Annotated in this window: 27 protein-coding genes and 1 tRNA gene; 8 read left to right on the forward strand and 20 right to left on the reverse strand. The window is 73.8% G+C overall.

Going from position 1 to position 22,882, the window contains the following annotated elements; genetic code table 11:
• Positions 1-2: 2 nt before the first annotated feature.
• The 7 genes from WHI96_RS03035 to WHI96_RS03060 form a co-directional block, all read right to left on the reverse strand.
• On the reverse strand, positions 3-173 hold the full coding sequence (locus tag WHI96_RS03035; protein ID WP_157818430.1) for a hypothetical protein: 171 nt from the start codon (positions 171-173) through the stop codon (positions 3-5).
• A gap of 130 nt (positions 174-303) precedes the next feature.
• Positions 304-603, reverse strand: a complete 300-nt coding sequence (locus WHI96_RS03040; protein WP_345641388.1) for a DUF1416 domain-containing protein — start codon at positions 601-603, stop codon at positions 304-306.
• 1 nt (position 604) lies between these two features.
• On the reverse strand, positions 605-1,441 hold the full coding sequence (locus WHI96_RS03045) for a sulfurtransferase (protein WP_345641391.1): 837 nt from the start codon (positions 1,439-1,441) through the stop codon (positions 605-607).
• Positions 1,442-1,475: 34 nt separating this feature from the next.
• Complete coding sequence (locus tag WHI96_RS03050; protein ID WP_345641394.1) at positions 1,476-1,934, reverse strand: DUF4395 domain-containing protein; 459 nt, start codon at positions 1,932-1,934, stop codon at positions 1,476-1,478.
• A 64-nt stretch (positions 1,935-1,998) separates the two neighbouring features.
• Positions 1,999-2,124 (reverse strand): putative leader peptide, encoded by a 126-nt coding sequence (locus WHI96_RS27800; RefSeq protein ID WP_373324057.1) that lies wholly within the window; start codon positions 2,122-2,124, stop codon positions 1,999-2,001.
• A gap of 20 nt (positions 2,125-2,144) precedes the next feature.
• On the reverse strand, positions 2,145-2,576 hold the full coding sequence (locus WHI96_RS03055; RefSeq protein ID WP_073575845.1) for a thioredoxin family protein: 432 nt from the start codon (positions 2,574-2,576) through the stop codon (positions 2,145-2,147).
• 12 nt (positions 2,577-2,588) lie between these two features.
• A complete protein-coding gene (locus tag WHI96_RS03060) occupies positions 2,589-3,419 on the reverse strand; it encodes an LmeA family phospholipid-binding protein (RefSeq protein WP_345641398.1) in 831 nt (276 codons plus the stop codon).
• Between the two features lie 201 nt (positions 3,420-3,620).
• On the opposite strand from WHI96_RS03060, the gene WHI96_RS03065 reads away from it, so the two are divergent.
• The 6 genes from WHI96_RS03065 to pstB all read left to right on the forward strand — a co-directional run bounded on the left by WHI96_RS03065 (position 3,621) and on the right by pstB (position 9,589).
• Positions 3,621-4,406 carry a winged helix-turn-helix transcriptional regulator gene (locus tag WHI96_RS03065; protein ID WP_345641401.1) on the forward strand — a complete coding sequence of 262 codons (786 nt, stop codon included), beginning with the start codon at positions 3,621-3,623 and terminating at the stop codon, positions 4,404-4,406.
• A gap of 16 nt (positions 4,407-4,422) precedes the next feature.
• Positions 4,423-5,307 carry a mycothiol synthase gene (gene mshD, locus WHI96_RS03070; protein ID WP_345641404.1) on the forward strand — a complete coding sequence of 295 codons (885 nt, stop codon included), beginning with the start codon at positions 4,423-4,425 and terminating at the stop codon, positions 5,305-5,307.
• A gap of 198 nt (positions 5,308-5,505) precedes the next feature.
• Positions 5,506-6,609, forward strand: a complete 1,104-nt coding sequence (gene pstS / locus WHI96_RS03075; protein WP_073575848.1) for a phosphate ABC transporter substrate-binding protein PstS — start codon at positions 5,506-5,508, stop codon at positions 6,607-6,609.
• A gap of 127 nt (positions 6,610-6,736) precedes the next feature.
• Positions 6,737-7,681 (forward strand): phosphate ABC transporter permease subunit PstC, encoded by a 945-nt coding sequence (gene pstC / locus WHI96_RS03080; protein ID WP_073575849.1) that lies wholly within the window; start codon positions 6,737-6,739, stop codon positions 7,679-7,681.
• Position 7,682: 1 nt separating this feature from the next.
• The gene (gene pstA, locus WHI96_RS03085) at positions 7,683-8,798 is read left to right on the forward strand and encodes a phosphate ABC transporter permease PstA (protein WP_345641409.1); all 1,116 of its coding nucleotides are present in this window, start codon (positions 7,683-7,685) and stop codon (positions 8,796-8,798) included.
• A gap of 11 nt (positions 8,799-8,809) precedes the next feature.
• Complete coding sequence (gene pstB, locus WHI96_RS03090) at positions 8,810-9,589, forward strand: phosphate ABC transporter ATP-binding protein PstB (RefSeq protein WP_345641412.1); 780 nt, start codon at positions 8,810-8,812, stop codon at positions 9,587-9,589.
• Positions 9,590-9,655: 66 nt separating this feature from the next.
• Here pstB and WHI96_RS03095 read toward each other — a convergent pair whose 3' ends face one another.
• The 7 genes from WHI96_RS03095 to WHI96_RS03125 form a co-directional block, all read right to left on the reverse strand.
• Positions 9,656-10,318, reverse strand: a complete 663-nt coding sequence (locus WHI96_RS03095) for a phosphate signaling complex PhoU family protein (protein WP_345641415.1) — start codon at positions 10,316-10,318, stop codon at positions 9,656-9,658.
• A 71-nt stretch (positions 10,319-10,389) separates the two neighbouring features.
• On the reverse strand, positions 10,390-10,590 hold the full coding sequence (locus WHI96_RS03100; RefSeq protein ID WP_100879374.1) for a dodecin domain-containing protein: 201 nt from the start codon (positions 10,588-10,590) through the stop codon (positions 10,390-10,392).
• Positions 10,591-10,688: 98 nt separating this feature from the next.
• Positions 10,689-11,345, reverse strand: coding sequence for a phosphate signaling complex protein PhoU (gene phoU / locus WHI96_RS03105; protein ID WP_062399711.1), 657 nt, complete (start codon positions 11,343-11,345; stop codon positions 10,689-10,691).
• Between the two features lie 98 nt (positions 11,346-11,443).
• Positions 11,444-13,165, reverse strand: coding sequence for an LCP family protein (locus tag WHI96_RS03110; protein WP_345641420.1), 1,722 nt, complete (start codon positions 13,163-13,165; stop codon positions 11,444-11,446).
• A gap of 562 nt (positions 13,166-13,727) precedes the next feature.
• A complete protein-coding gene (locus WHI96_RS03115) occupies positions 13,728-14,615 on the reverse strand; it encodes a GGDEF domain-containing protein (protein WP_345641423.1) in 888 nt (295 codons plus the stop codon).
• A gap of 154 nt (positions 14,616-14,769) precedes the next feature.
• On the reverse strand, positions 14,770-15,891 hold the full coding sequence (gene dusB, locus WHI96_RS03120) for a tRNA dihydrouridine synthase DusB (protein ID WP_345641529.1): 1,122 nt from the start codon (positions 15,889-15,891) through the stop codon (positions 14,770-14,772).
• Positions 15,892-15,998: 107 nt separating this feature from the next.
• Positions 15,999-16,577 carry a superoxide dismutase gene (locus WHI96_RS03125; protein ID WP_345641426.1) on the reverse strand — a complete coding sequence of 193 codons (579 nt, stop codon included), beginning with the start codon at positions 16,575-16,577 and terminating at the stop codon, positions 15,999-16,001.
• A 350-nt stretch (positions 16,578-16,927) separates the two neighbouring features.
• Here WHI96_RS03125 and WHI96_RS03130 point away from each other — a divergent pair.
• Positions 16,928-17,000 (forward strand) — tRNA-Lys (locus tag WHI96_RS03130).
• A 311-nt stretch (positions 17,001-17,311) separates the two neighbouring features.
• On the opposite strand, the gene WHI96_RS03135 is transcribed toward WHI96_RS03130, so the two are convergent.
• From WHI96_RS03135 to WHI96_RS03145, 3 genes are all read right to left on the reverse strand, one after another.
• Complete coding sequence (locus tag WHI96_RS03135; RefSeq protein ID WP_345641429.1) at positions 17,312-17,701, reverse strand: nuclear transport factor 2 family protein; 390 nt, start codon at positions 17,699-17,701, stop codon at positions 17,312-17,314.
• Positions 17,702-17,870: 169 nt separating this feature from the next.
• Entirely contained in the window at positions 17,871-18,401 is a 531-nt protein-coding gene (locus WHI96_RS03140; RefSeq protein ID WP_345641432.1) for a hypothetical protein, read from the reverse strand.
• Between the two features lie 624 nt (positions 18,402-19,025).
• Positions 19,026-19,466, reverse strand: a complete 441-nt coding sequence (locus WHI96_RS03145; RefSeq protein WP_345641435.1) for an NUDIX domain-containing protein — start codon at positions 19,464-19,466, stop codon at positions 19,026-19,028.
• A gap of 32 nt (positions 19,467-19,498) precedes the next feature.
• Here WHI96_RS03145 and WHI96_RS03150 point away from each other — a divergent pair, with 32 nt between their 5' ends.
• Positions 19,499-19,852 carry a TraR/DksA family transcriptional regulator gene (locus tag WHI96_RS03150; protein ID WP_345641438.1) on the forward strand — a complete coding sequence of 118 codons (354 nt, stop codon included), beginning with the start codon at positions 19,499-19,501 and terminating at the stop codon, positions 19,850-19,852.
• Positions 19,853-19,996: 144 nt separating this feature from the next.
• Here WHI96_RS03150 and WHI96_RS03155 read toward each other — a convergent pair whose 3' ends face one another.
• The 3 genes from WHI96_RS03155 to WHI96_RS03165 form a co-directional block, all read right to left on the reverse strand.
• A complete protein-coding gene (locus tag WHI96_RS03155) occupies positions 19,997-21,376 on the reverse strand; it encodes a sensor histidine kinase (protein WP_345641441.1) in 1,380 nt (459 codons plus the stop codon).
• A gap of 14 nt (positions 21,377-21,390) precedes the next feature.
• Complete coding sequence (locus WHI96_RS03160) at positions 21,391-22,137, reverse strand: response regulator (RefSeq protein ID WP_345641445.1); 747 nt, start codon at positions 22,135-22,137, stop codon at positions 21,391-21,393.
• 317 nt (positions 22,138-22,454) lie between these two features.
• On the reverse strand, positions 22,455-22,880 hold the full coding sequence (locus tag WHI96_RS03165; RefSeq protein ID WP_345641448.1) for a DUF4383 domain-containing protein: 426 nt from the start codon (positions 22,878-22,880) through the stop codon (positions 22,455-22,457).
• Between the last annotated feature and the right edge of the window lie 2 nt (positions 22,881-22,882).

Below are 22,882 nucleotides of genomic sequence, written 5' to 3' on the forward strand. Positions count from 1 at the left end.
GGTCACGGGGTCTGCTCCTCGGTGTGGTGGTCGTCGGGGTCCCGTTCGGGATCGGGACCCGGCCCGGGCGCGGCGACGGGCTCGACGACGAACAGGCGACGGAGCAACCAGCCGGCCCAGGCGGCGGTTCCCGCGGACAGGGCGATCAACAGCCCGGTGGAGAACCAGTGCACGGCGCGCGAGTCTACTGACCTGGCACGCCGTCGCGCCTCCCCGGCCGTTCCGACGCGCGGACCGTCGGCGGCCGGAACGCCGAACGCCGCCCCGGCGGGACCGGGACGGCGTTCGGGTGGAACGAGCGGGTCAGGCGACGGCGATCTCCGCGCGGTGCAGACCCGGCCCGTCGGCGACGAGCTCGGACTGCCCGTTGCCCGAGCGCGACAGCGCCCGGACGGTCCAGGTGCCCGGGGCGGCGAAGAACCGGAAGTCACCCGAGGCCGAGGACACGACCTCCGCGGTGAACTCCCCGGTGCCGTCGAGCAGCCGGACGAAGGCCCCGGCCACCGGGTCGCCACCGGCGACGACGCGGCCGGCGAGCACGGTCTCCTTGGAGAGGTCCGTGTTCGGGGGCAGGGTCAGGTTCTGGTCAGGTGCGGCACACATGTCACTTCGCTCCCAGCTCGATCGGCACGCCGATCAGCGAGCCGTACTCGGTCCAGCTGCCGTCGTAGTTCTTGACGTCGGAGTGGCCCAGGAGCTCGTGCAGCACGACCCAGGTGTGGCTGGAGCGCTCGCCGATGCGGCAGTAGGCGATGGTCGCCTTGCCCTCGTCGAAGCCGGCCTCCTTGTACAGCGAGGCGAGCTCGTCGTTCGACTTGAACGTGCCGTCCTCGTTGGCCGCCTTCGACCACGGGATGTTGATCGCGCTCGGCACGTGGCCCGGACGCTGGCTCTGCTCCTGCGGGAGGTGGGCCGGGGCCAGGATCTTGCCGGAGAACTCGTCGGGCGACCGGACGTCGACCAGGTTCTTGGCGTCGATCGCGTCGACGACCTCGTCGCGGAACGCGCGGATCGAGGTGTCGGCCTCCTCGGCGGTGTAGGAGGTCGCGGGGCGGTCCTTGACGTCGGTGGTCAGGGTCCGGCCGTCGAGCTCCCACTTCTTGCGGCCGCCGTCGAGCAGCACGACGTTGTCGTGGCCGTAGAGCTTGAACTCCCAGTACGCGTAGGCGGCGAACCAGTTGTTGTTGCCGCCGTAGAGCACGACCTTGTCGTCGTTGCCGACGCCCTTGGCCGAGAGCAGCTGCTCGAACTGCTCCTTGGTGGGGATGTCGCGACGGACCGCGTCCTGCAGCTCGTCGGTCCAGTTGACCTTGACCGCACCGGGGATGTGGCCCCCGTCGTAGGCGGTGGTGTCCTCGTCGACCTCGAGGAACACCACCCCGTCGGTCTCCAGGTTCTCTTCCGCCCAGTCGGCGGTGACGAGGACGTCCTCGCGGCTCATGTCGATCTCTCCCGAATCGTGTGTCGTGGAACGGTCAGGACTGCGCGGCGGTGCCGCGCAGGCGGGCGAGGAGCCCGTACATCTCGCAGCCGAGGCAGAAGCCGAAGGCCGCGTTGAGGAAGGCCGCCGCGAGGGCCGCCGCCGTGGCGACGACACCGAGCACGGTCAGGCCGGACAGGTAGCCGGCCGCCGCGACGACGGTGAACACCAGCCCGACGGTCTGCGAGAAGCGGACCGGGGTGGCGTCCTCGCGCTCGGCGGGCGGGCCCAGCCGGGGCGCGATGAGGTGCCGGTACACGACGCCGTAGGGGGCGAACCGCATGCCGGCGAACGCGCCGACGGCGAAGACGACGGCCTGCGCGAGTACGAGCAGGCCGCTGCCGGACAGCAGCACCAGCGCCAGGACGACGGTGGTGATCGCGGCGGAGAAGCGGACCCCGCGCGGGTCGAGCCGGGGCTCGGTGAGCGCGGATCCGCGGTCCGTGACGGACATGGGACTCCAGTAACCGGGGTGGGAACCTCGGCGTCGCGGGACGCCGGGGCTCAGGACACGCGGGTCAGGAGTCCAGACACAGGCAGCCGGCGAGGCGGCACAGATCGACCGTGCGGCGTCGGGTCAGCGGCCAGTTCACGGAACCGAGCCTAGCCGACGATCCGCGCCGAGCCCAGCGGTCGGCGCCCACCGGACATCACACACACGTTCTCAGCCGGTGGGAAGGGCGGCGACGAGCTCGTCGGTGCGCGGGACCCCGGAGACCCGCAGGACCTCGGCACCGCGGGCGTCGAAGACGACCGTCGTCGGGGTCCGCAGCACGCCCAGCGCCCGGGCGACGTCGACGCGCTCGGCCACGTCGACCTCCACGTGCGCCACACCCGGGTCCGCCGCGGCCAGGTCGCCGAGGACGCGTGCGGTCTGCCGGCACGGCGCGCAGACCGGTGAGGACAGCTGCAGCAGCAGCGCCCGGCGCCCGTCCGGCCCGGTCCCGGCCAGCTCCCAGCCCGGCCCGGCCACGGCGGGCGCGCCGCTGTCGTCGCCGGAGGGCCGCAGCCGCCCCGAACGGCTGCGCAGGACCAGCCCGACGAGCGTCGCCACCAGCAGGACGACGACCAGCACCACCGCACCCGTGACGTCCACCGACGGCCCCTCTCAGCCCGCGGAGCGGGACGTGCCCGGTCCGCCGCCCACGCTCAGGTCGCGCACGGACCCGGCGATCTGCAGGACGTTGTACTCCGGAACACCGGCCGAGGTCGCGGTGACGCCCAGCGGCAGCGGACCCGGGTCGATGTCCACGGCGAGCGCGCGCAGCATCGAGGTGCGGACCGCGTCCGGCACCGGCTCGTCCGATCCGTTGATCCGGACGTCCCGCGGGACGATCCGGATCGTGCCGTGGTCGACGAGGAGCACGGTCAGGACGGCCACCTGCGCGTCGGCCCCGTCCACCGGCATCTCCGCGACGAACCGTGCCGCGTTGCGCGGGTCGAGCCCGCGCAGCGTCGGGTCGCCGCCGGCCTGGATCACCGAGTCGATCGCGTTGGCGTCGACGGCCTCGACCGACAGCCGCGTCACCCCGGCGGCCGGCCCACCGGCGTCGACGACCATCCGGCGGATGTCGTTCGGGCTGACCTGCACGATCCCCTCGGCCGCCGCCGCGCGGAACCGGGCGGGTCCGGGCCCGGCGAGGTCGGACAGGTCCCCGCGCAGGCCGTACATCTGCACCTGGAGCTCGGGGGTGCGCAGCGGCCCGACCGGGACCCGCTGCAGCGTCATCTCGACATGGTCGTAGCGGCCGGTCGCGGCCTGGGCGAGGACCGAGAAGCCGTGCACCTGCACGCGCGGGTCCTCGGGGAGGTCGAGCCGGTCGCGCAGCGCACGGGAGACGCCCGACTCGACCGCCGCGCCGGTGGCGAGGTCGCCCACGACGAGCACGGCGGCCACCGCCAGGACGGCGACGAGCACGCGACGGACGGGGCGTCCCACGACCGGGCCTCCACAGGATCGGGATACGTCCTGACCAGGGTAGAGAGCCCTGCCGCCGGTCCGGTGGGCGGCCCCGGGGGCCCCGGATCGGTTCCGATCCCCGGGGGGACGATCCGGATCGCGGCGTGAAACCCGTCGCTCTGCGGCTGACCGTGGGGTGACGTCCCGGTATCGTCCGCGTATCGCGAGAAGGGGGAGTCCATGGAACTGCTCCTGCTGACCACGGCTCCGGATGCGGCAGCCGTACTGCCCGCCCTGTCGCTGCTGCCGCACAACGTGCGGACCGCGGCGCCCGAGGTGGCGGCACTGCTCGACGCCGGTCCGCACGACGCCGTCCTGGTGGACGCCCGCTCCGACCTGGTCGCCGCGCGCAGCCTGTGCCGGCTGCTGGGCAGCGCCGGGACCGACGCGCCGGTGATCGCCGTGCTGAACGAGGGCGGCCTGGTCGCCGTGTCCGGCGAGTGGGTGGTCGACGAGATCCTGCTGCCCGACACCGGCCCGGCCGAGGTGGACGCGCGGCTTCGCCTGCTGCGGTCGCGCCCCGGCGCCGAGTCCGCGTCCGGGGGTGGCGCGCTCGTCCTCGGTGAGCTCGTCATCGACGAGGCGACGTACTCGGCGCGGCTCAAGGGCCGGCTGCTGGAGCTCACCTACAAGGAGTTCGAGCTGCTCAAGTACCTCGCGCAGCACGCGGGACGGGTGTTCACCCGGGCCCAGCTGCTGCAGGAGGTCTGGGGCTACGACTTCTTCGGTGGCACCCGCACCGTCGACGTCCACGTCCGGCGGCTGCGCGCCAAGCTCGGCGGTGAGCACGAGCAGATGATCGGCACCGTGCGCAACGTCGGCTACAAGTTCGTCCGGCCGTCGCGCGGCGGGCTGTCCGCGCCGCCCGACCAGGACGACGCGGACCCCGAGCCCGTCCCGGACCGCCGCCTGCCCGGCGCCCGGCCCCCGACCGGCCCGGGACGTGGAGCATGGGCGCCGCGGTGACCTAGGGTCGGCGCTCGTGGACCCGCAGGAGCACCCCCGTCTCGACGCCGCCACCGTCTCCGCGGTGCAGGACCTGCTGAGGGCGGCGACCGCCGCCGACGGCGCCGAACCGCTCTCCGAGCAGTTCCTGATGCACCTGCGTCCGGACGCCCCCGCCGACGGTGTGGCGCACCTCGTCGTTTCCGGTGACGACGGAGCCGTGGCCGGCTACGCCCAGGTCGACGGCACCTACGCCGAGCTGGCCGTGCACCCCGGCGCACGACGGCGGGGGATCGGCGGCGCGCTCGTCGCCGCGGTCGAGAAGGTCACCGCCGACCCGCACGTGTGGGCGCACGGCGACCTCGACGCCGCGAAGGGGCTCGCCGCGGGCCGCGGCTACAGCCGGGACCGCGTGCTCTGGCAGATGCGCCGCACCGGTGCGGCGGGCCCGCTCCCCGCCCTGACCGTCCCCGACGGCGTCACGATCCGTGCCTTCGAACCCGGCCGCGACGACGACGAGTTCCTCCGCGTCAACAACGCCGCCTTCGACTGGCACCCCGAGCAGGGCGGCTGGACCGGCGCCGAGCTCGCCGCGCGGGAGGCCGAGGACTGGTTCGACCCGGCCGGGTTCCTGCTCGCCGTCGACGGCGGCGGCACCCTGCTCGGCTACCACTGGACCAAGGTCCACCCGGCGACCGGCGACGAGCGGGCCCTGGGCGAGGTCTACGTCCTCGGCGTCGATCCGGCCGCCCACGGACGGGGGCTCGGCACGGTCCTGACCCTCGCCGGACTGCACCACCTGCACGACCGCGGGCTGGACACCGTGCTGCTCTACGTCGAGGCGGACAACGCCCCCGCCGTAGCCGTCTACGAGCGCCTCGGGTTCGCCGTACACGCCGCGGACGTCAACTACGCCCGGTGAGACCCGGTCACCGTTCGACGACCGGTGACGGGTTCGTTCGAACGTGTGACGCAGGTCCACCCGGTCGCCGACCCTGTTCATCCCACGTTCATCTTCCGTGGGGGTGGCGTCCAACGTCGACTCCTAGCGTCTGCGGCCGAGTGGTCACCCAGACCGCCGTCCCGCAACCGGCTCGGAGCCGACTCGGAGGAAACTGCAGTGAAGACCAAGCGGCGCGCGCCCCGGGCGCGCCTGGCTGCCGTCGGTATCGCCACGTCCTGCGCACTGTTCGTCGCCGGCTGCGGGGCGGCGAACGAGGGCGGTGGCTCGGACGCCCAGGGTTCGGGCGTCACCGGCCAGATCGCCGGTGCGGGCGCGAGCTCCCAGCAGGCGGCCATGCAGGCCTGGATCGCCGGCTTCACCGGCGCGAACCCCGGCGCGACGGTCAACTACCAGCCGGTCGGCTCGGGCGGTGGCCGTACGCAGTTCGTCCAGGGGGCGGTCCAGTTCGCCGGGTCGGACGCCTACCTGAAGGACGACCAGCTGAATCAGGCGCGGCAGCGCTGCGGCGGCTCGGTCATCGAGATCCCGAACTACGTCTCGCCGATCGCCATCGTCTACAAGCTCGACGGCGTGCAGGACCTGAACCTGTCGCCGGCGACCATCGCGGGCCTGTTCAAGGGCGAGATCACGACCTGGAACGACCCCAAGGTCGCCGCGGACAACCCGGGCGTGCAGCTTCCGGCCACGGCGGTCACCCCGGTGCACCGCTCGGACGAGTCGGGCACCACCGAGAACTTCACCGACTTCCTCAACAAGGCCGCGGCGCAGGTGTGGACCGATGAGGGCGACGGCGAGTGGCCGATCCAGGGCGGCGAGGCCGCCCAGGGCACCTCCGGTGTCGTCGGCGCGGTGAACGCGGGCAACGGCACGATCGGCTACGCCGACGCGTCGCAGGCCGGCGAGCTGGGCAAGGCCAAGGTGAAGCTGGGCGACCAGAACGTCGAGCCGACCGCCGAGGCCGCCGCGAAGATCCTCGAGGAGTCCACGCGCGTCGAGGGCCAGGGCGACACCTCGTTCGCCTTCGACCTGAACAGGACCGCCACCGGCGGTGCCTACCCGGTGGTGCTGGTGTCGTACCTCCTCGCCTGCCCGACCTACCCCGACGCCGCCCAGGCCGACACCACCAAGGCGTTCCTGAACTACGTGGTCAGCGCGGACGGTCAGCAGACCGCGGCGCAGAACGCGGGCTCGGCGCCCCTCTCGGAGGCCCTGCGTGGCCAGATCACCCCGGTGATCGACCAGATCAAGGCCGCCGGCTGACCGTCGGCTTGAGTCGGATGTCATCTAGCCAGGGGCCCCGGGCCGTGTTCATCATGGACACCGAGCCCGGGGTTCCCCGGTGCCGTCCTCCCCTGCCCAGCGCACGATCGCACCCCCAGGGATCACTGTGACCACCACGGAAACGAAGCCCGAACCCGTATCGGGCAAGCCTCCGGGCCAGCTCGGTGACCGCATCTTCGCCGGTTCGGCGAAGGGTGCGGGGATCCTGATCCTGGTCGTCCTCGCCGGGGTCGCCGCGTTCCTCGTCTCCGAGGCCGCGCCCGCTCTCGTCGCTCCGGCGGAGGAGGTGCACGGTGGGCTCGCCGCCTACATCGCCCCGCTCATCTTCGGCACGGTCCTCGGTGCCGTGATCGCCTTGCTGATCGCGACGCCGCTCGCGGTCGGTGTCGCGTTGTTCATCAGCCACTACGCGCCCCGCCGGCTCGCGCAGGGGTTGAGCTACGTCGTCGACCTCCTGGCGGCGGTCCCGTCGATCGTCTACGGGTTCTGGGGTGCCTTCACCCTCGCCCCCGCGTCGGTGGCGCTGAGCGTCTGGCTCAACGACTACCTCGGCTGGATCCCGTTGTTCGCCGGGCCGCCCTCGGTCACCGGCCGGACCATGCTGGTCGTCAGTGTCGTCCTCGCCGTGATGATCCTGCCGATCATCACCGCCGTCGCCCGTGAGGTCTTCCTCCAGGCGCCGAAGCTGCACGAGGAGGCCGCGCTCGCCCTGGGTGCCACCCGCTGGGAGATGATCCGGCTCGCGGTGCTGCCGTTCGGCCGCTCGGGTGTCATCTCCGGGGCGATGCTGGGTCTGGGGCGCGCGCTCGGGGAGACGATGGCGGTCGCCACGATCCTGTCGGTCTCCGGAGCGGTGACGCTGAACCTGATCAGCAGCGAGAACCCGTCGACGATCGCGGCGAACATCGCCCTGCAGTTCCCCGAGGCCTCCGGGCTCGACGTGAACGTCCTGATCGCCTCCGGCCTCGTGCTCTTCGTGATCACGCTGCTGGTGAACATGCTCGCCCGTTACATCGTCGAGCGCCGCCGCGACTTCTCCGGAGCGAACTGAGATGTCCACCGGAACCGAACGCAACCGCACCGACACCGAGGTACCCGTGACCAGTACCGGTCTGGAGACCCCCGCCGCGACACCCACGGTGCTGCGCCGTACGGGAAGCCTGCCGAACTGGGCCCCGTGGGCGGTGCTCGTGGCCTCCGCGGTCCTGATGGGTGGGCTCGTCGCACTCCTCGGCTCCGGTGTCGGACTCTGGGTGGTGTCGACCGCCGTCGTGTACGCGGTCGCGACCTACGTCGTGTCCCGGGTCGTCGAGGGCGGTCGCCGGGCCACCGACCGTCTGGTCACCGTCGTGGTCACCACGGCGTTCCTGCTGGCCATGCTGCCGCTGGTGTCGGTCCTCTACACCGTCGTCTCCGAGGGCTGGGCACGGTTCGACGCGACCTTCTTCACCCAGTCCATGCGCGGCATCGTCGGTGTCGGCGGCGGTGGTCTGCACGCCATCCAGGGCACGCTCATCATCACCGGGCTCGCCGCCCTGATGTCGATCCCGATCGGCATCCTGACCGCGATCTACCTGGTGGAGTACGGCAACAACTCGCGCCTGGCGCGGGTCATCACCTTCTTCGTCGACGTGATGACCGGTATCCCCTCGATCGTCGCAGGCCTGTTCGCCTACGCGCTCTTCGCGCTGCTGCTCGGGCCCGGGGTCCGCTTCGGGTTCGTCGGTGCGGTCGCACTGACCGTGCTGATGATCCCGATCGTGGTCCGCTCCACCGAGGAGATGCTGAAGATCGTCCCGAACGAGCTGCGTGAGGCCTCCTTCGCCCTCGGGGTCCCGAAGTGGCGGACCATCCTGAAGGTCGTCATCCCGACCACCGCCGGCGGTATCGCGACCGGCATCACGCTGGCCGTCGCCCGGGTCATCGGCGAGACCGCGCCGCTGCTGGTCACGGTCGGTGCCGCTCTCGGGATCAACCTCAACCCGTTCTCCGGGCCCATGGCGACGCTGCCCGTCTTCTCGTACTACTCCTACGCGGTGCCCGGCATCCCGCGTGAGGCGTTCATCGACCGGGCGTGGACCGCAGCCCTGGTGCTGATGCTCATCGTCATGGTGCTGAACATCCTCGCCCGCGTCATCTCCCGTATTTTCGCCCCGAAGACCCGATAAGGACTCCCGACATGGGCAAGAGTGTCGAAGCCAAGGACCTGAACATCTACTACGGGTCGTTCCTCGCCGTCGAGGGCGTCAACATGACGATCAAGCCGAAGACCGTGACGGCCCTCATCGGCCCGTCCGGCTGCGGCAAGTCGACCTTCCTGCGGTCGATCAACCGGATGCACGAGAACATCCCCGGCGCCCGCGTCGAGGGCCGGCTCGAGCTCGACGGCCAGGACCTCTACGGCTCGGGCGTCGACCCGGTCGGCGTCCGTCGTCAGATCGGCATGGTCTTCCAGCGGCCCAACCCGTTCCCGACGATGTCGATCTACGACAACGTCATCGCGGGCATGAAGCTGAACAACAAGCGGGCGTCGAAGTCCGAGTTCGACGACACCGTCGAGCGGTCGCTGCGCGGCGCCAACCTCTGGAACGAGGTCAAGGACCGGCTCGACAAGCCCGGTTCGGGTCTCTCCGGTGGTCAGCAGCAGCGGCTCTGCATCGCCCGCGCGATCGCGGTGCGACCGGACGTCCTGCTGATGGACGAGCCCTGCTCGGCGCTGGACCCGATCTCCACGCTCGCGATCGAGGACCTGATCAACGAGCTGAAGAACGACTACACGATCGTCATCGTGACCCACAACATGCAGCAGGCGGCGCGGGTCAGCGACTTCACCGGCTTCTTCAACATCGAGGGCACCGGCAAGCCCGGCAAGCTGGTCGAGCTCGACGAGACCAAGACGATCTTCTCCCAGCCGAAGCAGAAGGCGACCGAGGACTACGTGTCCGGTCGCTTCGGCTGAGTCCGCAGCACGGCGACGGCCCCGGCCCCTCAGGGAGCCGGGGCCGTTCGTCGTCGGCGGGTCGGGTCAGAGCGCGGGCAGCTCGTCCACGGTGCCGCCGGTGACGGCGTAGACGACGTGGTCGGCCAGGTGCACGCAGTGGTCGGCGTAGCGCTCGTGGAAGCGGGCCAGCAGCGCGGCGTCGACGGCGGCCGGCACCCCCGCGGTCCAGTCCGGGCCGAACATCAGCTCGAACACCTGGCGGTGCAGGGCGTCGACCACGTCGTCGTCGTCGCGCAGCTCGGCGGCGAGGACGACGTTGTGGGTGCGGAGCACCTCGACCGCCTTGTCGCCCATCGCCGCGACCCGGGCGCCGTAGTCGCGGAACAGCGGGCGGGCCTGCTCGGCGAGCACCACGCGGTCCCCGTTGCGGACGACGGTGGCGGCGATGTGCCGGGCCAGGTCACCCATCCGCTCCAGTTGCTGGGCGCACCGCAGGGCGGTGATCACCGAGCGCAGCGGCGTGACCATCGGCTGGTGGATGTTCATCGTCTCGACGGCGAGCAGCTCGATCGCGTCGCGGTGGCCGTCGATGACGGGGTCGCGGGAGACGACCTGCTCGGCGAGCCGGGGGCGGTCCCACAGCAGCGCCTCGGACGCGTCACGGAACGCGGAGGCGACGAGCGGACCCGTCTCGTCGAGCATGGCCCGGAGCTGCGTCAGGTTGTCCTCGAGCGTCTCCCTGCGCATGGCGACGACCTTAGATCGGAGTCCGTGACGGCTTCGTGCCGGGACCGGTGAACGCTCGGTGAACGCCGGGGTCAGGCGGCGCGGGCCCGCAGGCCGACACGCAGGCCGACCCGGAAACGCTCGGTGGAGCCGAGGACGGTCGACCGGACCCCGGTCACCTCGAACCACTCGAGGGCGTGTCCGGCGCGGCTCATGCCGTCCCGGATCGCAGCCTCGACGCTCTCGTCGGAGGTCCCGACGACCTCGGTGACGACGCAGCCCGCGTGTTCCATGCAGCAGACGTGCCCCCGGCGTCTCACCGTCAAACTCGATCGGTCGACCGTTCGCCGAGCGGGGTGTATCGCCTACGTCGAACGGGGCAACGACGCTCTCAGACGGCGAGCGGACCGGGCATCTGACCGGTGACGACGTACACGATCCGGCGAGCGACGGCGACGGCGTGGTCGGCGTACCGCTCGTAGAAGCGCGCGAGCAGCGCGACGTCGACCGCGGCGGACACCCCGTGGGTCCAGTTGCGGTCCATCAGCACGGTGAACATGTGCTGGTGGATGTCGTCGACGGCGTCGTCGTCGGCCTCGAGCTCGTTCGCCGCGTCCAGGTCACGGGTGCGGATGACCCGCCCGGCCTTCTCCGCGAGCTCCACACCGACCCGGCCCATCTCGGCGAAGTAGGACTTCACCTCGTCGGGCAGGACGGTCTGCGGGTGCCTGCGGCGGGCGGCCTGGGCGACGTGCAGGGCGAGGTCCCCCATGCGCTCGATGTCGCCCGCACCGTGGATCGCGGCGACGACGACCCGCAGGTCGGTCGCGACCGGCGCCTGCAGGGCGAGCAGGCCGAAGGCGCGGTGCTCCGCGGCGGCACGGACGTCGTCGATCTTGATGTCCTCGGAGATGACCTGCTCGGCGAGCTGGAGGTCGGCCTCGAGCAGCGCTGTCGTGGCGCGCGCCATGGCACGTGCGACGTCGTCGCACATGTCTGCCAGGCCGGAGGCCAGCTCGTCCAGCTGCTCCTGATAGGTGTCGCGCATGTCCCGAGCCTAGGCCCCCGGACGGGAACGTTCAGCCGAAGCGGGTGAACCCGCCGTGAACGCTGGACGACATCCCCCGTTCGGGGGATATGGGCGATTCAGTCGCAGTCGGCGTCGTCGGAGGGGACGGCCTGCACCGGGGCCGCGTCGCCGGCCCCGACGACGAGCTCCAGCACCCGGCTCCCGGTCGGGTCCGGGACGGGCCGGGCGCCGGGCAGCGCCTCCACGAGGGTGCCCGCGGCGTCGGTGTTGTCGGGGGAGTAGCGGACCTGCGCACCGGGCGCGGCCGGGCCGGGCGTGACGGTCCCGATCTCGTAGCCGCGTTCGCGCAGGTCAGCGGCGACCCGGTCGGCCGCACCGGGACGTCCGGTCGCGTCGACCAGGTTCACGACGGTGCCCGGCGCCGGGGCGGCCGCCGACCGGGAGGCCGGCGCGGTCGCGGTCTCGGGGAGCGGCTCGTGCTCGCGCAGCGCGGAGAACAGCGTGCGGGCCTCGGAGCGGCGCAGCTCCAGCTGGCCCCGTGTGTTCGGGGTCCCGGTGACCGGGACGGACAGGAACACCGGGGTGTCGGCGTCGCCGGCGGCGCCCGACCGGGCGAGCCCGCGGGCGAGGGTGAGGATCTCCCCGGCGTCGACGCCGTCCGCCGACAGCGCCGACGACACCCCGGCCGCGGAGCGGCCCGGCGCACCCGGGGTCAGCAGCGACGTGGTCGAGAGCGCGTCGCCGAGCGCCGCGGCGAGCACGCGCTGCTGGCGCCGGACCCGGTTCGCCGGGGAGCTGTCCGCGGTGCCCGCGGCGGAGGCGAACCGGACCGCGGTGGGCCCGTCGAGCGCCACGGTGCCCGAGCCCTCCACGACCGGGCCGAGCACCGGGTCCACGACCGGGCGCTCGGTGCAGACCTCGATCCCGTCGACGGCGTCGACGAGCTGCGGGGTCCCGGCCAGGTCGAGCGCGACGAAGCCGCTCATCGGTATGCCGGTCAGCTGCTGGACGACGCCGACGCTGCAGGCCGGGCCGCCGACGTCGTAGGCGGCGGCGAAGGCGGTGCGGGACTCCGCGGGCACGGTGTCGCCGTAGGTGCCGGTGGCGGCGTCGAAGCGCCGGCACGGCGGCCGGGACACCTCCAGCGTCGCGGGGATCGACAGGGTGACGGCCGGGCCGCCGCCCGCGGGCCGGTGGACCAGCACCGCCGTGTCGGTGCGCGCGGACTCCGCGGTGCCCGCGCGGTCGGCCTGCAGGCCCAGCACCAGGACGTTGCGGTCACCGGCCTGGGTGTCGGCGTCGAGGATCGCGTCGGTGTCCGGGGCGAGGGCGGCGACGTCGCGGACGCCGTCGTGCACCTCGCTGCGCCCGGCGAACCCGAAGGCGGTGGTGACCAGGACGAGCACCGCGGCCGCCGCAGCGCCGATCCGCAGCGCGCGGGCGCGGGGGTCGAGCCGGGCCGGTGGCGGGGGGTCGGCCGGTTCCGGCTCCGCGACCCCGGGGGCGTCCTCCTCCGGCGTGGTCTCCTCCGCCGTGGTGGTGTCCTCGACGGGCGGGTCGTCCCGGTAGCGACGACGTCGACGGCGCGGCACCAGCGCGTCGAACACCTCGGTGACGCGCGAGTCCGCGGCGCCGCGGCGCGCGGGCCGCGCCGGCGACGACGACACGCCCGCCCCGGTCCGTCCGGTCTCCGTGTCCCCGTCGGTCCCACCGCTCCGGGTGGCTCCGGTGTTCAGGGTGGCTCCGGCGGCGCGCGCGGTCGCCGGTGCCTCCCCGGGGGAGCGCGCGGCCCGGGCACCGGGCGACGCCGGACGGGTGGTGCCGCCCGCGGGGGGCACCGGAGTGGTCCGCGACGGGTCGCCGTCGCGCCGGCGCGAACGCTGCGGTGCCGGCGGCTCACCGGGACGGCGGGGTACGGGGCCGCCGCGCACGCGTCGCACGCCGGTCGGGGGGACCGGGCCCGGGGCGTCGGCGGGCCGCGGCTGCGCTCCGGCCACCGGCTGCGGCCCCGAGGGCCGGGGCCCGGATCCGGGGCGCTGCTGCGGGCCGGAGGGGTGGGTCCCGGCGGCGGGTCGCGGCTGGGGGCCGGACGGGTGGGTCCCGGAGCCGGGACGGGGCTGCGGCCCGGACGGGTGCGCGCCGGGACGCTCCTGCGGTCCCGACGGGTGCGCTCCGGACGGCGGGACCTGCGCCCCGGGCGGGACCTGCGGTGCGGGGGGCGCGGGCGGGCCCGGGGCGTCCGGGCGCCGACGCGTACGCCGGGACCGGCGCACCTCGTCGTCGCCGTCCTGCACCGGGCCTCCTCGTCGCGACCGCCGGAGCGGAAGCGCGTGACGGGCGCGGCGTCGGGGGAGCGCGCCCTTCCGGGATCGTGCGGTCGCGGGGACCGCACGGAGGATCTTATTCGGCCCGGGCCGACGCGGGTGGCCCGGGGCGCGACGCGCCCTGCTCCGGTTGGGGGATCGACCTGCGCCCGGCTGCCGCCCCGGCGAGGGTCACCCGGCCGTCGGCGTCGCGGTGGGCGACGGCGTTCCGGCCCGCCTGCTTGGCCGTGTAGAGGAGCACGTCGGCCTCGGTGACGAGGGCCTCGACGTCGTCGTCGCCGGGACGGGACCGGGCGACGCCGATGCTGATCGTCATCCGCAGGTCCGGGTGCAGGTCGCTCCAGTCGTGCGCGGCGACGTTCTCGCGGGCGGTCTCGCAGGCCGCGACGCCCTCCTCGGCGGTCAGCCCGGGCAGCACCAGCGCGAACTCCTCGCCGCCGTAGCGGGCGCAGAACGCGCCGGGCGGCAGGGCCCGGCCCAGCTCCAGCACCATCCGCTGCAGGACCCGGTCCCCGAACGGGTGCCCGTGGGTGTCGTTGACCAGCTTGAAGTGGTCGATGTCGGCCAGCGCCAGGCAGACCGGCAGGTCCGTGCCCGCGGCGAGCAGGTCGATCAGCCGCTCGTCGAGGTACCGGCGGTTGTACGACGCCGTCAGGCTGTCGCGGCGGCTCTGCTCACGGGCCTCGGCGTGCTCGCGGCGGAGCCGGTCGAGCTCGTCGGCGGGGCTGGGCGCGCTGATGCCGTGCAGGAGCCGGACGGCCTCGCGCAGGTGCAGGTAGGCCTGCTCGTAGCGGCGGTGCTCGGCGAGCCGCTCGGCGGCCGCGGTGTGCAGGGCCGCGCGGGCCGCGGGGGAGGCGGGGGCGACGTCGTCGCCAGGAGTGTCGGGTCCCGGAGCGGGCGGCGACGGGTCGACACGGCGCGCGGACCGCACGAGCCTGCGCACCGTCCATGCGGTGTCGGTCATGGTCCACCTCCCCGTCGTCGAGCCGTTCGGCCGCTGGGACTGTTCATCGGTGACCGCCCCGGGACGCTTGAGGCGTTCGGGGCGTCGGCACCCGTTCGGCGCCCTCGTTTCCCCCGGGTCGGGGTAACGCGTGTTCGCCCCGGGGTCGCCGTGATCAACCTCCGGAGTGCTCCACGTCCGCCCCGAAGGGGATCGACGGGTCGTCCGGGTCGTCGAGCCAGTGCTCGGGCAGCACGACGCGACCGGGTGAACCCTGGCGCCCGCGCGGCCCGTCGGCGTCGGCCGGGAACGGCTCGTCCGGGTCGAGTCCGGACAGCAGCTCGTCGAGGTGGTCGATCGACTCCACCATCCCGAGGCTGCGCCGCAGCTCCGGGCCGACCGGGAAGCCCTTCAGGTACCAGGCGATGTGCTTGCGCACATCGCGGATGCCCTTGTGGTCGCCCATGTGCTCGCAGAGCAGCACGGCGTGCCGGCGCAGCGTCGCGGCGACCTGACCGAGGTTCGGCGCTGCCGGCAGCTCGCGCCCGGCGAACGCCGCCTCCAGGTCCCCGAACAGCCAGGGGCGGCCCAGGCAGCCCCGGCCGACCACGACGCCGTCGCACCCGGTCCGGGCGACCATGTCCAGGGCGTCCTGCGCGGAGAAGATGTCGCCGTTGCCCAGCACCGGGATGTGCGACGGGACGGCCTCGCGCAGCCGGGCGATCTCGGACCAGTCCGCGGTGCCGGAGTAGCGCTGGGCGGCGGTGCGCGCGTGCAGCGCGACCGCGGCGGCACCCTCGTCGACGGCGATCCGCGCGGCCTCGAGGTGGGTCGGGTGCTCGTCGTCGATGCCGATGCGCATCTTCACCGTGACCGGGCGGTCCCCGGCGCCGGTGACGGCGGCGCGCACGATCCGGCGGAACAGCTCCCGTTTGAACGGCAGCGCCGCCCCGCCGCCGCGACGGGTGACCTTCGGGACCGGGCAGCCGAAGTTCATGTCGATGTGGTCGGCCAGGTCCCGCTCGACGATCATCTCCGCGGCCCGCTGCATCGACACCGGGTCGACGCCGTAGAGCTGCATCGAGCGGGGGTGCTCGTCCGCGTCGAAGGCGATCATGCGGAACGTCAGCGGGTTCTTCTCGACCAGCCCGCGGGCGGTGATCATCTCGCAGACGTAGTAGCCGGCGCCCTGCTCGCGGCACAGGCGGCGGAACCCGGGGTTGGTGATGCCGGCCATCGGCGCGAGCACCACGGGGGTGTCGACCTCGAACGGGCCGATGCGCAACGGCGGCAGCACGCGGTCACGGCGGGCGGGGGTGTCCGTCCGCGCGTCGCGGACGCTGTCCAACACGGTCACGCCCACCAGTGTCCCAGGCCCGTGCGACGGCACCGACCTGGCGTCGCTCAGAAGTCGACGGTGATGCAGCCGGGGCGTCCGCCCGCGGTGCCGGCGTGCCCGGCGTGGGTGGCGGTCGGCTTCTCGTGGAGGACGACGGCCTCCGCGCGCCGGTCATCGGGGAAGACCCACGGGACGGTGGAGGTCGACTCGCCCGCGCCGTTCGCATCGGTGGTGACGTCGAGCCAGATCTCGTTCATCGGGTTCGCGTAGGACGGGTCGACGCTCGGCGTCACCGGGTCCTCGGAGAACTGGTAGTGCGGGCCCGCGTCGGCACCGGAGGCCGCGGTGCAGGGCTTCGTGTGCGCGTGCGCCCCGTAGGTCCGGTTCGGCAGCAGCCCGGTCACCCGGAGGGTGGTGACGGTCGAACCGTCCTGCTCGGCTTCGGTGACCGCGACGGTCGCACCGGCCGGGACGAGCTTCGGGTCGTAGGTGTACGCCGGTCCGTCGCCGCCCTGGGCGACGGTCGCGGAGACCTCGGTCGCCGCCGCGCCCTGCGGCTCGGGCTGCCCGCCACCGCAGGCGGTCAGAACCAGCGCGGTGGCGCCGAGCAGGGCGATCGAGGCGAGGGAGCGCGTGTGGATCATAGGAACGAGTATCACGGCCCACGCCGGAGCGGGCACCACGACAGCGGCCGCCACGGGACGTTCCACCTGTTCGTGTGGTGGCTACCGTCGGTTCCCGTGCTCCCGAGGTGACCGGCTCCCGGAGCCACCGAGGCGGGGCGGCGTCCCACGACTGCCGGATCCCTTCCGGGCCAGGGGATCCGGCCCGGTCGCAGCAGGGGCGAGTGGGTGCAGCTGCGACACCCGACACGGTGACGGTGTCGCGACGACGAGATCGGCGGTTGCAGACGGTAAAGTGCCGTTCTGGTTCGCCGCGATCGGCCGGGGGTATCCGGTGGTGGGCCACGCCCGGCGTGTCCGGGGGCGGTCAGGGGCCTCTAGCTCAATCGGCAGAGCAGCGGACTTTTAATCCGCGGGTTCGGGGTTCGATCCCCCGGGGGCCCACAATCGACAGGTCAACCGACGGTGCGTGCGAACGACACCAGTTCGCAGTTCGTCAGGTGCTTGACCAGGCCGAGCAGATTCGGACCTGTGGGCTGCGCAGCGGCGGACGGTGTATTCGTCGAGCTTCCACACGACGGCGTCGCGAGCGTCGTCGGGAGAACGGAGCAGGTCGCTCCTCCAGTCCTCCATGGCGGGCAAGGTTTCCAGGAGGCTCAGACGACTCGGCGCGCGAGTGAACGGCGCGTGAGGGAGAACGCCCGGCACAGTCTGCTGCATCCGGCCGGCGGCCACCGGGCTCCCGCGAGGCCCGGTCAGAACATGCCGTTGTCGTTCGCCGAGGTGGCGGGAACGACCTGCAGGACGTCCCAGTGCTCGACGATCCGGCCGTCGTCGTCGACGCGGAAGATGTCGATGCCGGCGTAGTCGTCACCGCCCGGCCACGTCTGGTGGCAGTGCAGCACCACCAGGTCGTCCTCGGCGATCGCGCGGACGAACCGCACGTGCTTCCCCGGGTACTCCGCGGCCATCCGCTCGAAGTAGTCGACGAAGGCCCGCTTGCCGTCCGCGACGTGGACGTTGTGCTGGATGTAGGTCTCCCCGGCGTAGCGGTCGAGGGCTTCGGCCGGGCGGCACCGGTTGAACATGAGGTCGTAGAACGCTCGGACGTTGTCCTTGTTGCGCTGCAGGATCGCGTCGGTCACGACGGGCTCGCCTCCACTGTCCGGTGACGGGTACGGACGGACGGTCCGAACCCCGGCGCGATCGCGGTCATTCCGTCTGGTCGGCCGCGATCGTCGTCCTGGCCCCCGGGTCGTCCGATGTGAACAGGTTGACCAGGTTCCCGTCGGGTCCGCGAGCTGACGTGCCCGGTCACTCGCCGCAGTAGCCGTCCTTGTCACCGTCGCGCTCCCCGGGGAGGCAGGGGTGCCCGGAGTCGCCCGTCCGGGGCCTGGTCCCTCCGCTGCTGCCGTCGTCGTCCGACGGCGCGCGCGGGGACGGGACGTCGACCTCCGGCCGGGTCAGCCGGGCGAAGTGGTTCTCGCAGGCCTGGCCGTCGTCGTCGGGGTCGAGCTGCTCGGGATCTCCCGGGACGAGAGCGGCCTGCGCCTCCGCCTGGGAGCCGAAGTCACTGCAGTCGCGGTCGACGGCCGGCTGCACGGGTGCGGGGGCCGGCTGCGGGACGCTCCCGGCAGAGGTCGACGGGACCGTCGTCGGTGGGGCCGAGACCGTCGTGGTGGGCGGAGCCGCGGTGGGCAGCGCCTGGTCGGCGGGCTCGTCGGACCCGCCGAGGCACGAGGCCGCGAGGCCGCCGATGAGCAGCAGGACGACGACGAGGCAGCCGCACCCGAGGAGGGGGTTGCCGTCCGGTTTCGTCCCGGCCGGGGTTTCCTGCGTCGACATCGACGGCCTCGCGCTCTTCGGGGGTCGGGGAGCGTCCGTACCGGTGGGGTGACCGGAACGCATGCAGGTGGTCGTCATCCTCGTGCTCTGCGTTACCGGCCTGATGCGGTCGGTGACGGTGGGGCCGGTGTCCGCCGCCCGCCCGACAGCCCCGCCACCCTGCCCCCGTGAGCGACGACAACCGCCCGACCGTCTGCGCCGCACCCCCGCCGACCACCCCGAGCTCGTCCGCATCTGCCGCCGCCACCGACGGACTCCGCGCAGGTGGAGCCGGATGTCAACGAGCAGAACCCGTCCGCGCTGGCCCTCCACGAACGCCACGGGTTCGTCCGGACCGGACGGTCCGACCGCGACGGGCGGGGGCGTCCGCTCCCGATGCGGCACCACCTGCGCTGCACGGAGCGCCGCTGGCTGGAGTGGGGCTTCGTCGACGGCCGGTGGCAGCTCCCGCCCGGTACCACCTCCGACGGCTCGCGGCCGCGCCGGCGGTGCAGGGCAGGCGCACCCGCGAGTTCGCGGAGTCGGTGGGGGCCGGGTCCCGGATGCCCGATCCGGATCGATCAGTACCTCGGTGTCGTCCACGCCCGGCCGGACAGCGCTGATGCACTGATCGACGGGGCTCGCTCAGTGCGCGACCCGGTGCAGCTCCCAGCCGTCGAGGGCGACACCCGGGGAGCGCCGGGCGTGGCGCACGGCGGCGGTGTGGGCGAACACCGGGGCGGGCAGCGCGTCGGGATCGGCCCAGGTCCAGGCGTCGATCGCGTGCGGCTCGGTCACCCGCAGCTCCGCCCCGGCCGGTGCGGGCACGTGCACCGCGAAGGTCACCCCCGCGCCGTCGAGCCGGATGCACACCGCGAACAGCGTCCCCGTCGCCGCGACGACGCCCGTCTCCTCCGCCAGCTCCCGCAGCGCGGCCGCGACGACCGGCTCCCCGCCCTCCAGGTGCCCGCCCGGGAACGACCAGCTCGGGGTCTCCCCGGCGGTGACGCGGTGCCCGACGGCGACCGCGCCGTCGTCGCGCTGGAGGACGACACCGACACCGGACACGGGACGCGACAGGGGCACCACGACAGTCTGCCGGGGCGCATCCTGGTCTCGTGGACCCCACCGCCCTGGCCTCCGCCCGCGCGCACGCCCGCGAGTGGGTGGCGTCGCTGCGCAGGGAGCTGGACGCCCTCGCCGACCAGCAGGCCCTGACCAGCCACGACGACGAGCACGATCCCGAGGGCGTCACCATCGCCGTGCAGCGCGCGCAGCTGCAGGGCCTGCTCGCCGCGGCGGAGCGGGAGTGCGAGGACCTCGACCGGGCGGCCGACCGGATGGCGGACGGCGGCTACGGGCGGTGCACCGTCTGCGGCGGTCCGATCGCCGCGGAGCGGCTGGAGGCGCTGCCCGCCGCGGACACCTGCATCAGCTGTGCGTCGGACCCGCGCCGGCGCCGCCGCCGGTAGTCGGTTGCGGCGGGAGCACGGTGACCGTCGGCGTCGGCGATGGCGTCCCGGTGGCCGGGTCCAGCGGCTCCGGCTCGTCCTCCAGGGTCACCCCGCACCCGGCGAGGAGCAGCAGACCCAGCACGACGGTGCACAGCCGCGTCCTCACGTGTCCACCCCCGGCAGCTCGACGACGACCCGGGCCCCGCCGCCGGGTCGTTCCTCCACCCACACCCGGCCGTCGTGCCGGCGCACGTGCGCGGCGACCAGGGACAGGCCGAGGCCGGTGCCGCCGCCGTCGCCGCGGCTGCCGGCCAGGGTGCCACGGGCGAACCGCTCGAACACCGCCAGTCGCTGTTCGGGCGGGATGCCGGGGCCCGCGTCGTCGACCTCGATCCGGGCGTTGCTGCCCCGGGGCGCGACGCCGATCCGCAGCGCGCCGCCGCCGTGCGCGTCGGCGTTGTCCAGGAGGTTGCCCAGGACCTGGTCGAGGCGGCGGCGGTCGACCCGCACGGTCACCGGCTCCGGGGCGTCGACCTCGGGGACGTGCTCCCCGCCGCGGACCGCGACGAGCCCGCGGACCAGCGCGCCGAGCTCGCCGTCCTCGCGCTGCAGGGTGTCGCTGCGGGAGATCTCCAGCAGGTCCAGGACCATCCGGCGGAAACGCTGGATCTCGCCGTCGAGCAGCTCGACCGCCTCCCGCGCGGTCGGCGCGAGCTCGTCGCGCCGCCGGGTCAGCACCGCGGTCGCGTTCACCAGCGTCGTCAGCGGCGACCGCAGCTCGTGCGAGACGTCCGCGGCGAACCGGGCGTCGCGCGACACCCGCTGCTGCAGGTCGTCGGCGGTCCGGTTGAAGGTCGCGACGAGCGGGGCGAGCTCGGCGTCGGTGCTCGACGGCAGCCGAGCGGTCAGGTCGCCCCCGGCGATCCGCGCCGCGGCCCGGGTCACGGCGGTGAGCGGCAGCAGCGCGCGCCGCCCGGCCCACTGCCCCAGCGCGAGCCCGAGCAGGGCGCTCACCGCGACCCCGGTGAACAGCACTGCGCTGAGGAACCTCAGGTTGGCGTCGAGCCGCTGCATCGGGAAGACCTCGACGAACACGTCGCCGCCCGGCATCGGCGCCGCGACGACGACGCTCGGCATCCCCGCCACCATCACCCGCTGCCGCGCCCCGGTCCCGTTCTCCGCCAGCGCCAGCACCCCCGCCGGCAGCACGTCGGGGTCGACCTCGCGGCCGCTGGTCGTCCAGGCGCCGCCGCGGCGCAGCGCGACCGTGGTGTCCGGGGTGCCCGCGAGGCCGGTCAGCAGGTCGTCCAGGCCGCCGACGTCGGCGGTGTCGGCCATCGCCCGCTCGACGAGCTGGAGGTTCACCGCGAGCTGCCGGGTCGCGCTCTCCACCCGCTGCTCCACCAGGTAGTACGACGCGAGGTTCCAGGTGACCGTCGCGAACAGCCCGGTCACCACCAGCGACACCCCGGCGAACGCGACGCCGACCCGGTGACGCAGCGGAAGCCGGCCCAGCGGCAGTCGGTCCAGCACGGACCGCATCCTGCCGCGCCCGCTCACCCGCCGTGGCCCGAGACGGGGGCGGCGCCCGGTAGTGCGGCGTCCGGTCCGGCGTCGCCGGCCTTGTACCCGGCGCCCCGCACGGTCAGCACGAGGACCGGCCGGTCCGGGTCGAGCTCGACCTTGCGCCGCAGCCGTCGCACGTGGACGTCCAGCAGCCGGGTGTCGCCGTGGTACTCGTAGCCCCACACCCGCGACAGCAGCTCGTCGCGGGTCACGATCCGCCCGCCCGCCGCGGCGAGCTCGGCGAACAGCCGGAACTCGGTGCGGGTCAGGTGCACCGGGGCGCCGTCGCGGAGCACGGTGCCCTCGTCCGGGCGCAGCTCGACGTCGCCGACGGTGATCCGGCGCGGTGCCGCCGGGGTCGGACGCCGGCGGCGCAGCAGCGCCCGGATGCGGGCGGCCAGCTCCCCGGCCACCAGGGGCTTGGTGACGTAGTCGTCGGCGCCCGCCTCCAGCCCGGCGATGACGTCGGCGGAGTCGGAGCGCGCGGTCACCATGATGATCGGCAGGTCCCCGCTCTCGCGCAGCCGCCGGCAGACGGTGAGGCCGTCGATGCCCGGCAGCATGAGGTCCAGCAGCACGAGGTCGACGCCCGGGCGGGCGGCGCCGACCAGGGCCTGCTCGCCGGTGTGCACCGCGTCGACGTCGACGCCCTCGTCGCCCAGGGCGAGGCCGAGCGCGCGCCCGATCCGGACGTCGTCGTCGACCAGCAGCACCCGGGTCCGGCCGTGTTCGCTCATGATGACGGCGATTCCACCGGATCCGGGCCGGTCCCGTCGACCCCGGTGCCGGGCCCGGTGCGATCGTCAGGCGATCGCAAGCCCGACGGGTGCGTGACGGCGGCGCCGCAGCGCCAGCAGGTCGGCGGCGGCCCGCCGTCGTCGGTGGGCGAGGGCATCGCCCCGCAGTCCGGGCAGAGCCGGTCCAGCCAGCACACCGGGTCACCGACCTCGGCGTCGTGGCCGTGGTCGGGGTGTCGTCCGGTGACCGGGGTCCCGGCGGACGGTGTGTCGGACACACCGCCATCGGACCACGGGGGCCACGCCCCGTCCAGGTCTCAGACCGCGGCGGCTCCGCGGCGGGCCGGGCGAACCACGGGACGGCCGCGCAGCAGCGTCGCGCAGCCGACCATCGCGACGGCGACGACCACCAGGGCCGCGCCCACGGCGTCCATGGTGACGGCGGCGCTCAGCAGCGCGACGGCGCCGCCGGCCACGAGCACCACCCGCGACGCGGCACCGGAGCGCGCGCAGGCCAGTCCGGCCAGGCCGGTGACGAGGTGCAGCACGTTCTGCAGCACCGAGACCGGCAGCAGCCCGCCGAGCACCGCGGTACCCGCACCGGGCAGCACGGCGAGTTCGCCGGAGGTCACGCCCGGGACGAATCCCAGGGCTCCGACCAGCAGGAACGCCGCGGCGAACGCCGCCGCGACCGGCTGCACCGGGGTGTAGGGCCGGGAGAACCCGCCCGTCGTCCGCATCATGA

It is taken from the genome of Pseudonocardia tropica (genome assembly GCF_040105315.1).
GTDB classification, from domain to species: Bacteria; Actinomycetota; Actinomycetes; order Mycobacteriales; family Pseudonocardiaceae; genus Pseudonocardia; species Pseudonocardia alni.

What these genes read in the sequence shown, in the direction of transcription:
- WHI96_RS03040 (WP_345641388.1), bottom strand. Translation starts at nt 603, where the DNA reads ATGTGTGCCGCACCTGACCAGAACCTGACCCTGCCCCCGAACACGGAC.
- WHI96_RS03045 (WP_345641391.1), bottom strand. Translation starts at nt 1,441, where the DNA reads ATGAGCCGCGAGGACGTCCTCGTCACCGCCGACTGGGCGGAAGAGAAC.
- WHI96_RS03050 (WP_345641394.1), bottom strand. Translation starts at nt 1,934, where the DNA reads ATGTCCGTCACGGACCGCGGATCCGCGCTCACCGAGCCCCGGCTCGAC.
- WHI96_RS03065 (WP_345641401.1), top strand. Translation starts at nt 3,621, where the DNA reads ATGGAACTGCTCCTGCTGACCACGGCTCCGGATGCGGCAGCCGTACTG.
- pstA (WP_345641409.1), top strand. Translation starts at nt 7,683, where the DNA reads ATGTCCACCGGAACCGAACGCAACCGCACCGACACCGAGGTACCCGTG.
- pstB (WP_345641412.1), top strand. Translation starts at nt 8,810, where the DNA reads ATGGGCAAGAGTGTCGAAGCCAAGGACCTGAACATCTACTACGGGTCG.
- WHI96_RS03095 (WP_345641415.1), bottom strand. Translation starts at nt 10,318, where the DNA reads ATGCGCAGGGAGACGCTCGAGGACAACCTGACGCAGCTCCGGGCCATG.
- WHI96_RS03100 (WP_100879374.1), bottom strand. Translation starts at nt 10,590, where the DNA reads ATGGAACACGCGGGCTGCGTCGTCACCGAGGTCGTCGGGACCTCCGAC.
- phoU (WP_062399711.1), bottom strand. Translation starts at nt 11,345, where the DNA reads ATGCGCGACACCTATCAGGAGCAGCTGGACGAGCTGGCCTCCGGCCTG.
- WHI96_RS03115 (WP_345641423.1), bottom strand. Translation starts at nt 14,615, where the DNA reads ATGACCGACACCGCATGGACGGTGCGCAGGCTCGTGCGGTCCGCGCGC.
- WHI96_RS03125 (WP_345641426.1), bottom strand. Translation starts at nt 16,577, where the DNA reads ATGATCCACACGCGCTCCCTCGCCTCGATCGCCCTGCTCGGCGCCACC.
- WHI96_RS03140 (WP_345641432.1), bottom strand. Translation starts at nt 18,401, where the DNA reads ATGTCGACGCAGGAAACCCCGGCCGGGACGAAACCGGACGGCAACCCC.
- WHI96_RS03155 (WP_345641441.1), bottom strand. Translation starts at nt 21,376, where the DNA reads ATGCGGTCCGTGCTGGACCGACTGCCGCTGGGCCGGCTTCCGCTGCGT.
- WHI96_RS03160 (WP_345641445.1), bottom strand. Translation starts at nt 22,137, where the DNA reads ATGAGCGAACACGGCCGGACCCGGGTGCTGCTGGTCGACGACGACGTC.
- WHI96_RS03165 (WP_345641448.1), bottom strand. Translation starts at nt 22,880, where the DNA reads ATGATGCGGACGACGGGCGGGTTCTCCCGGCCCTACACCCCGGTGCAG.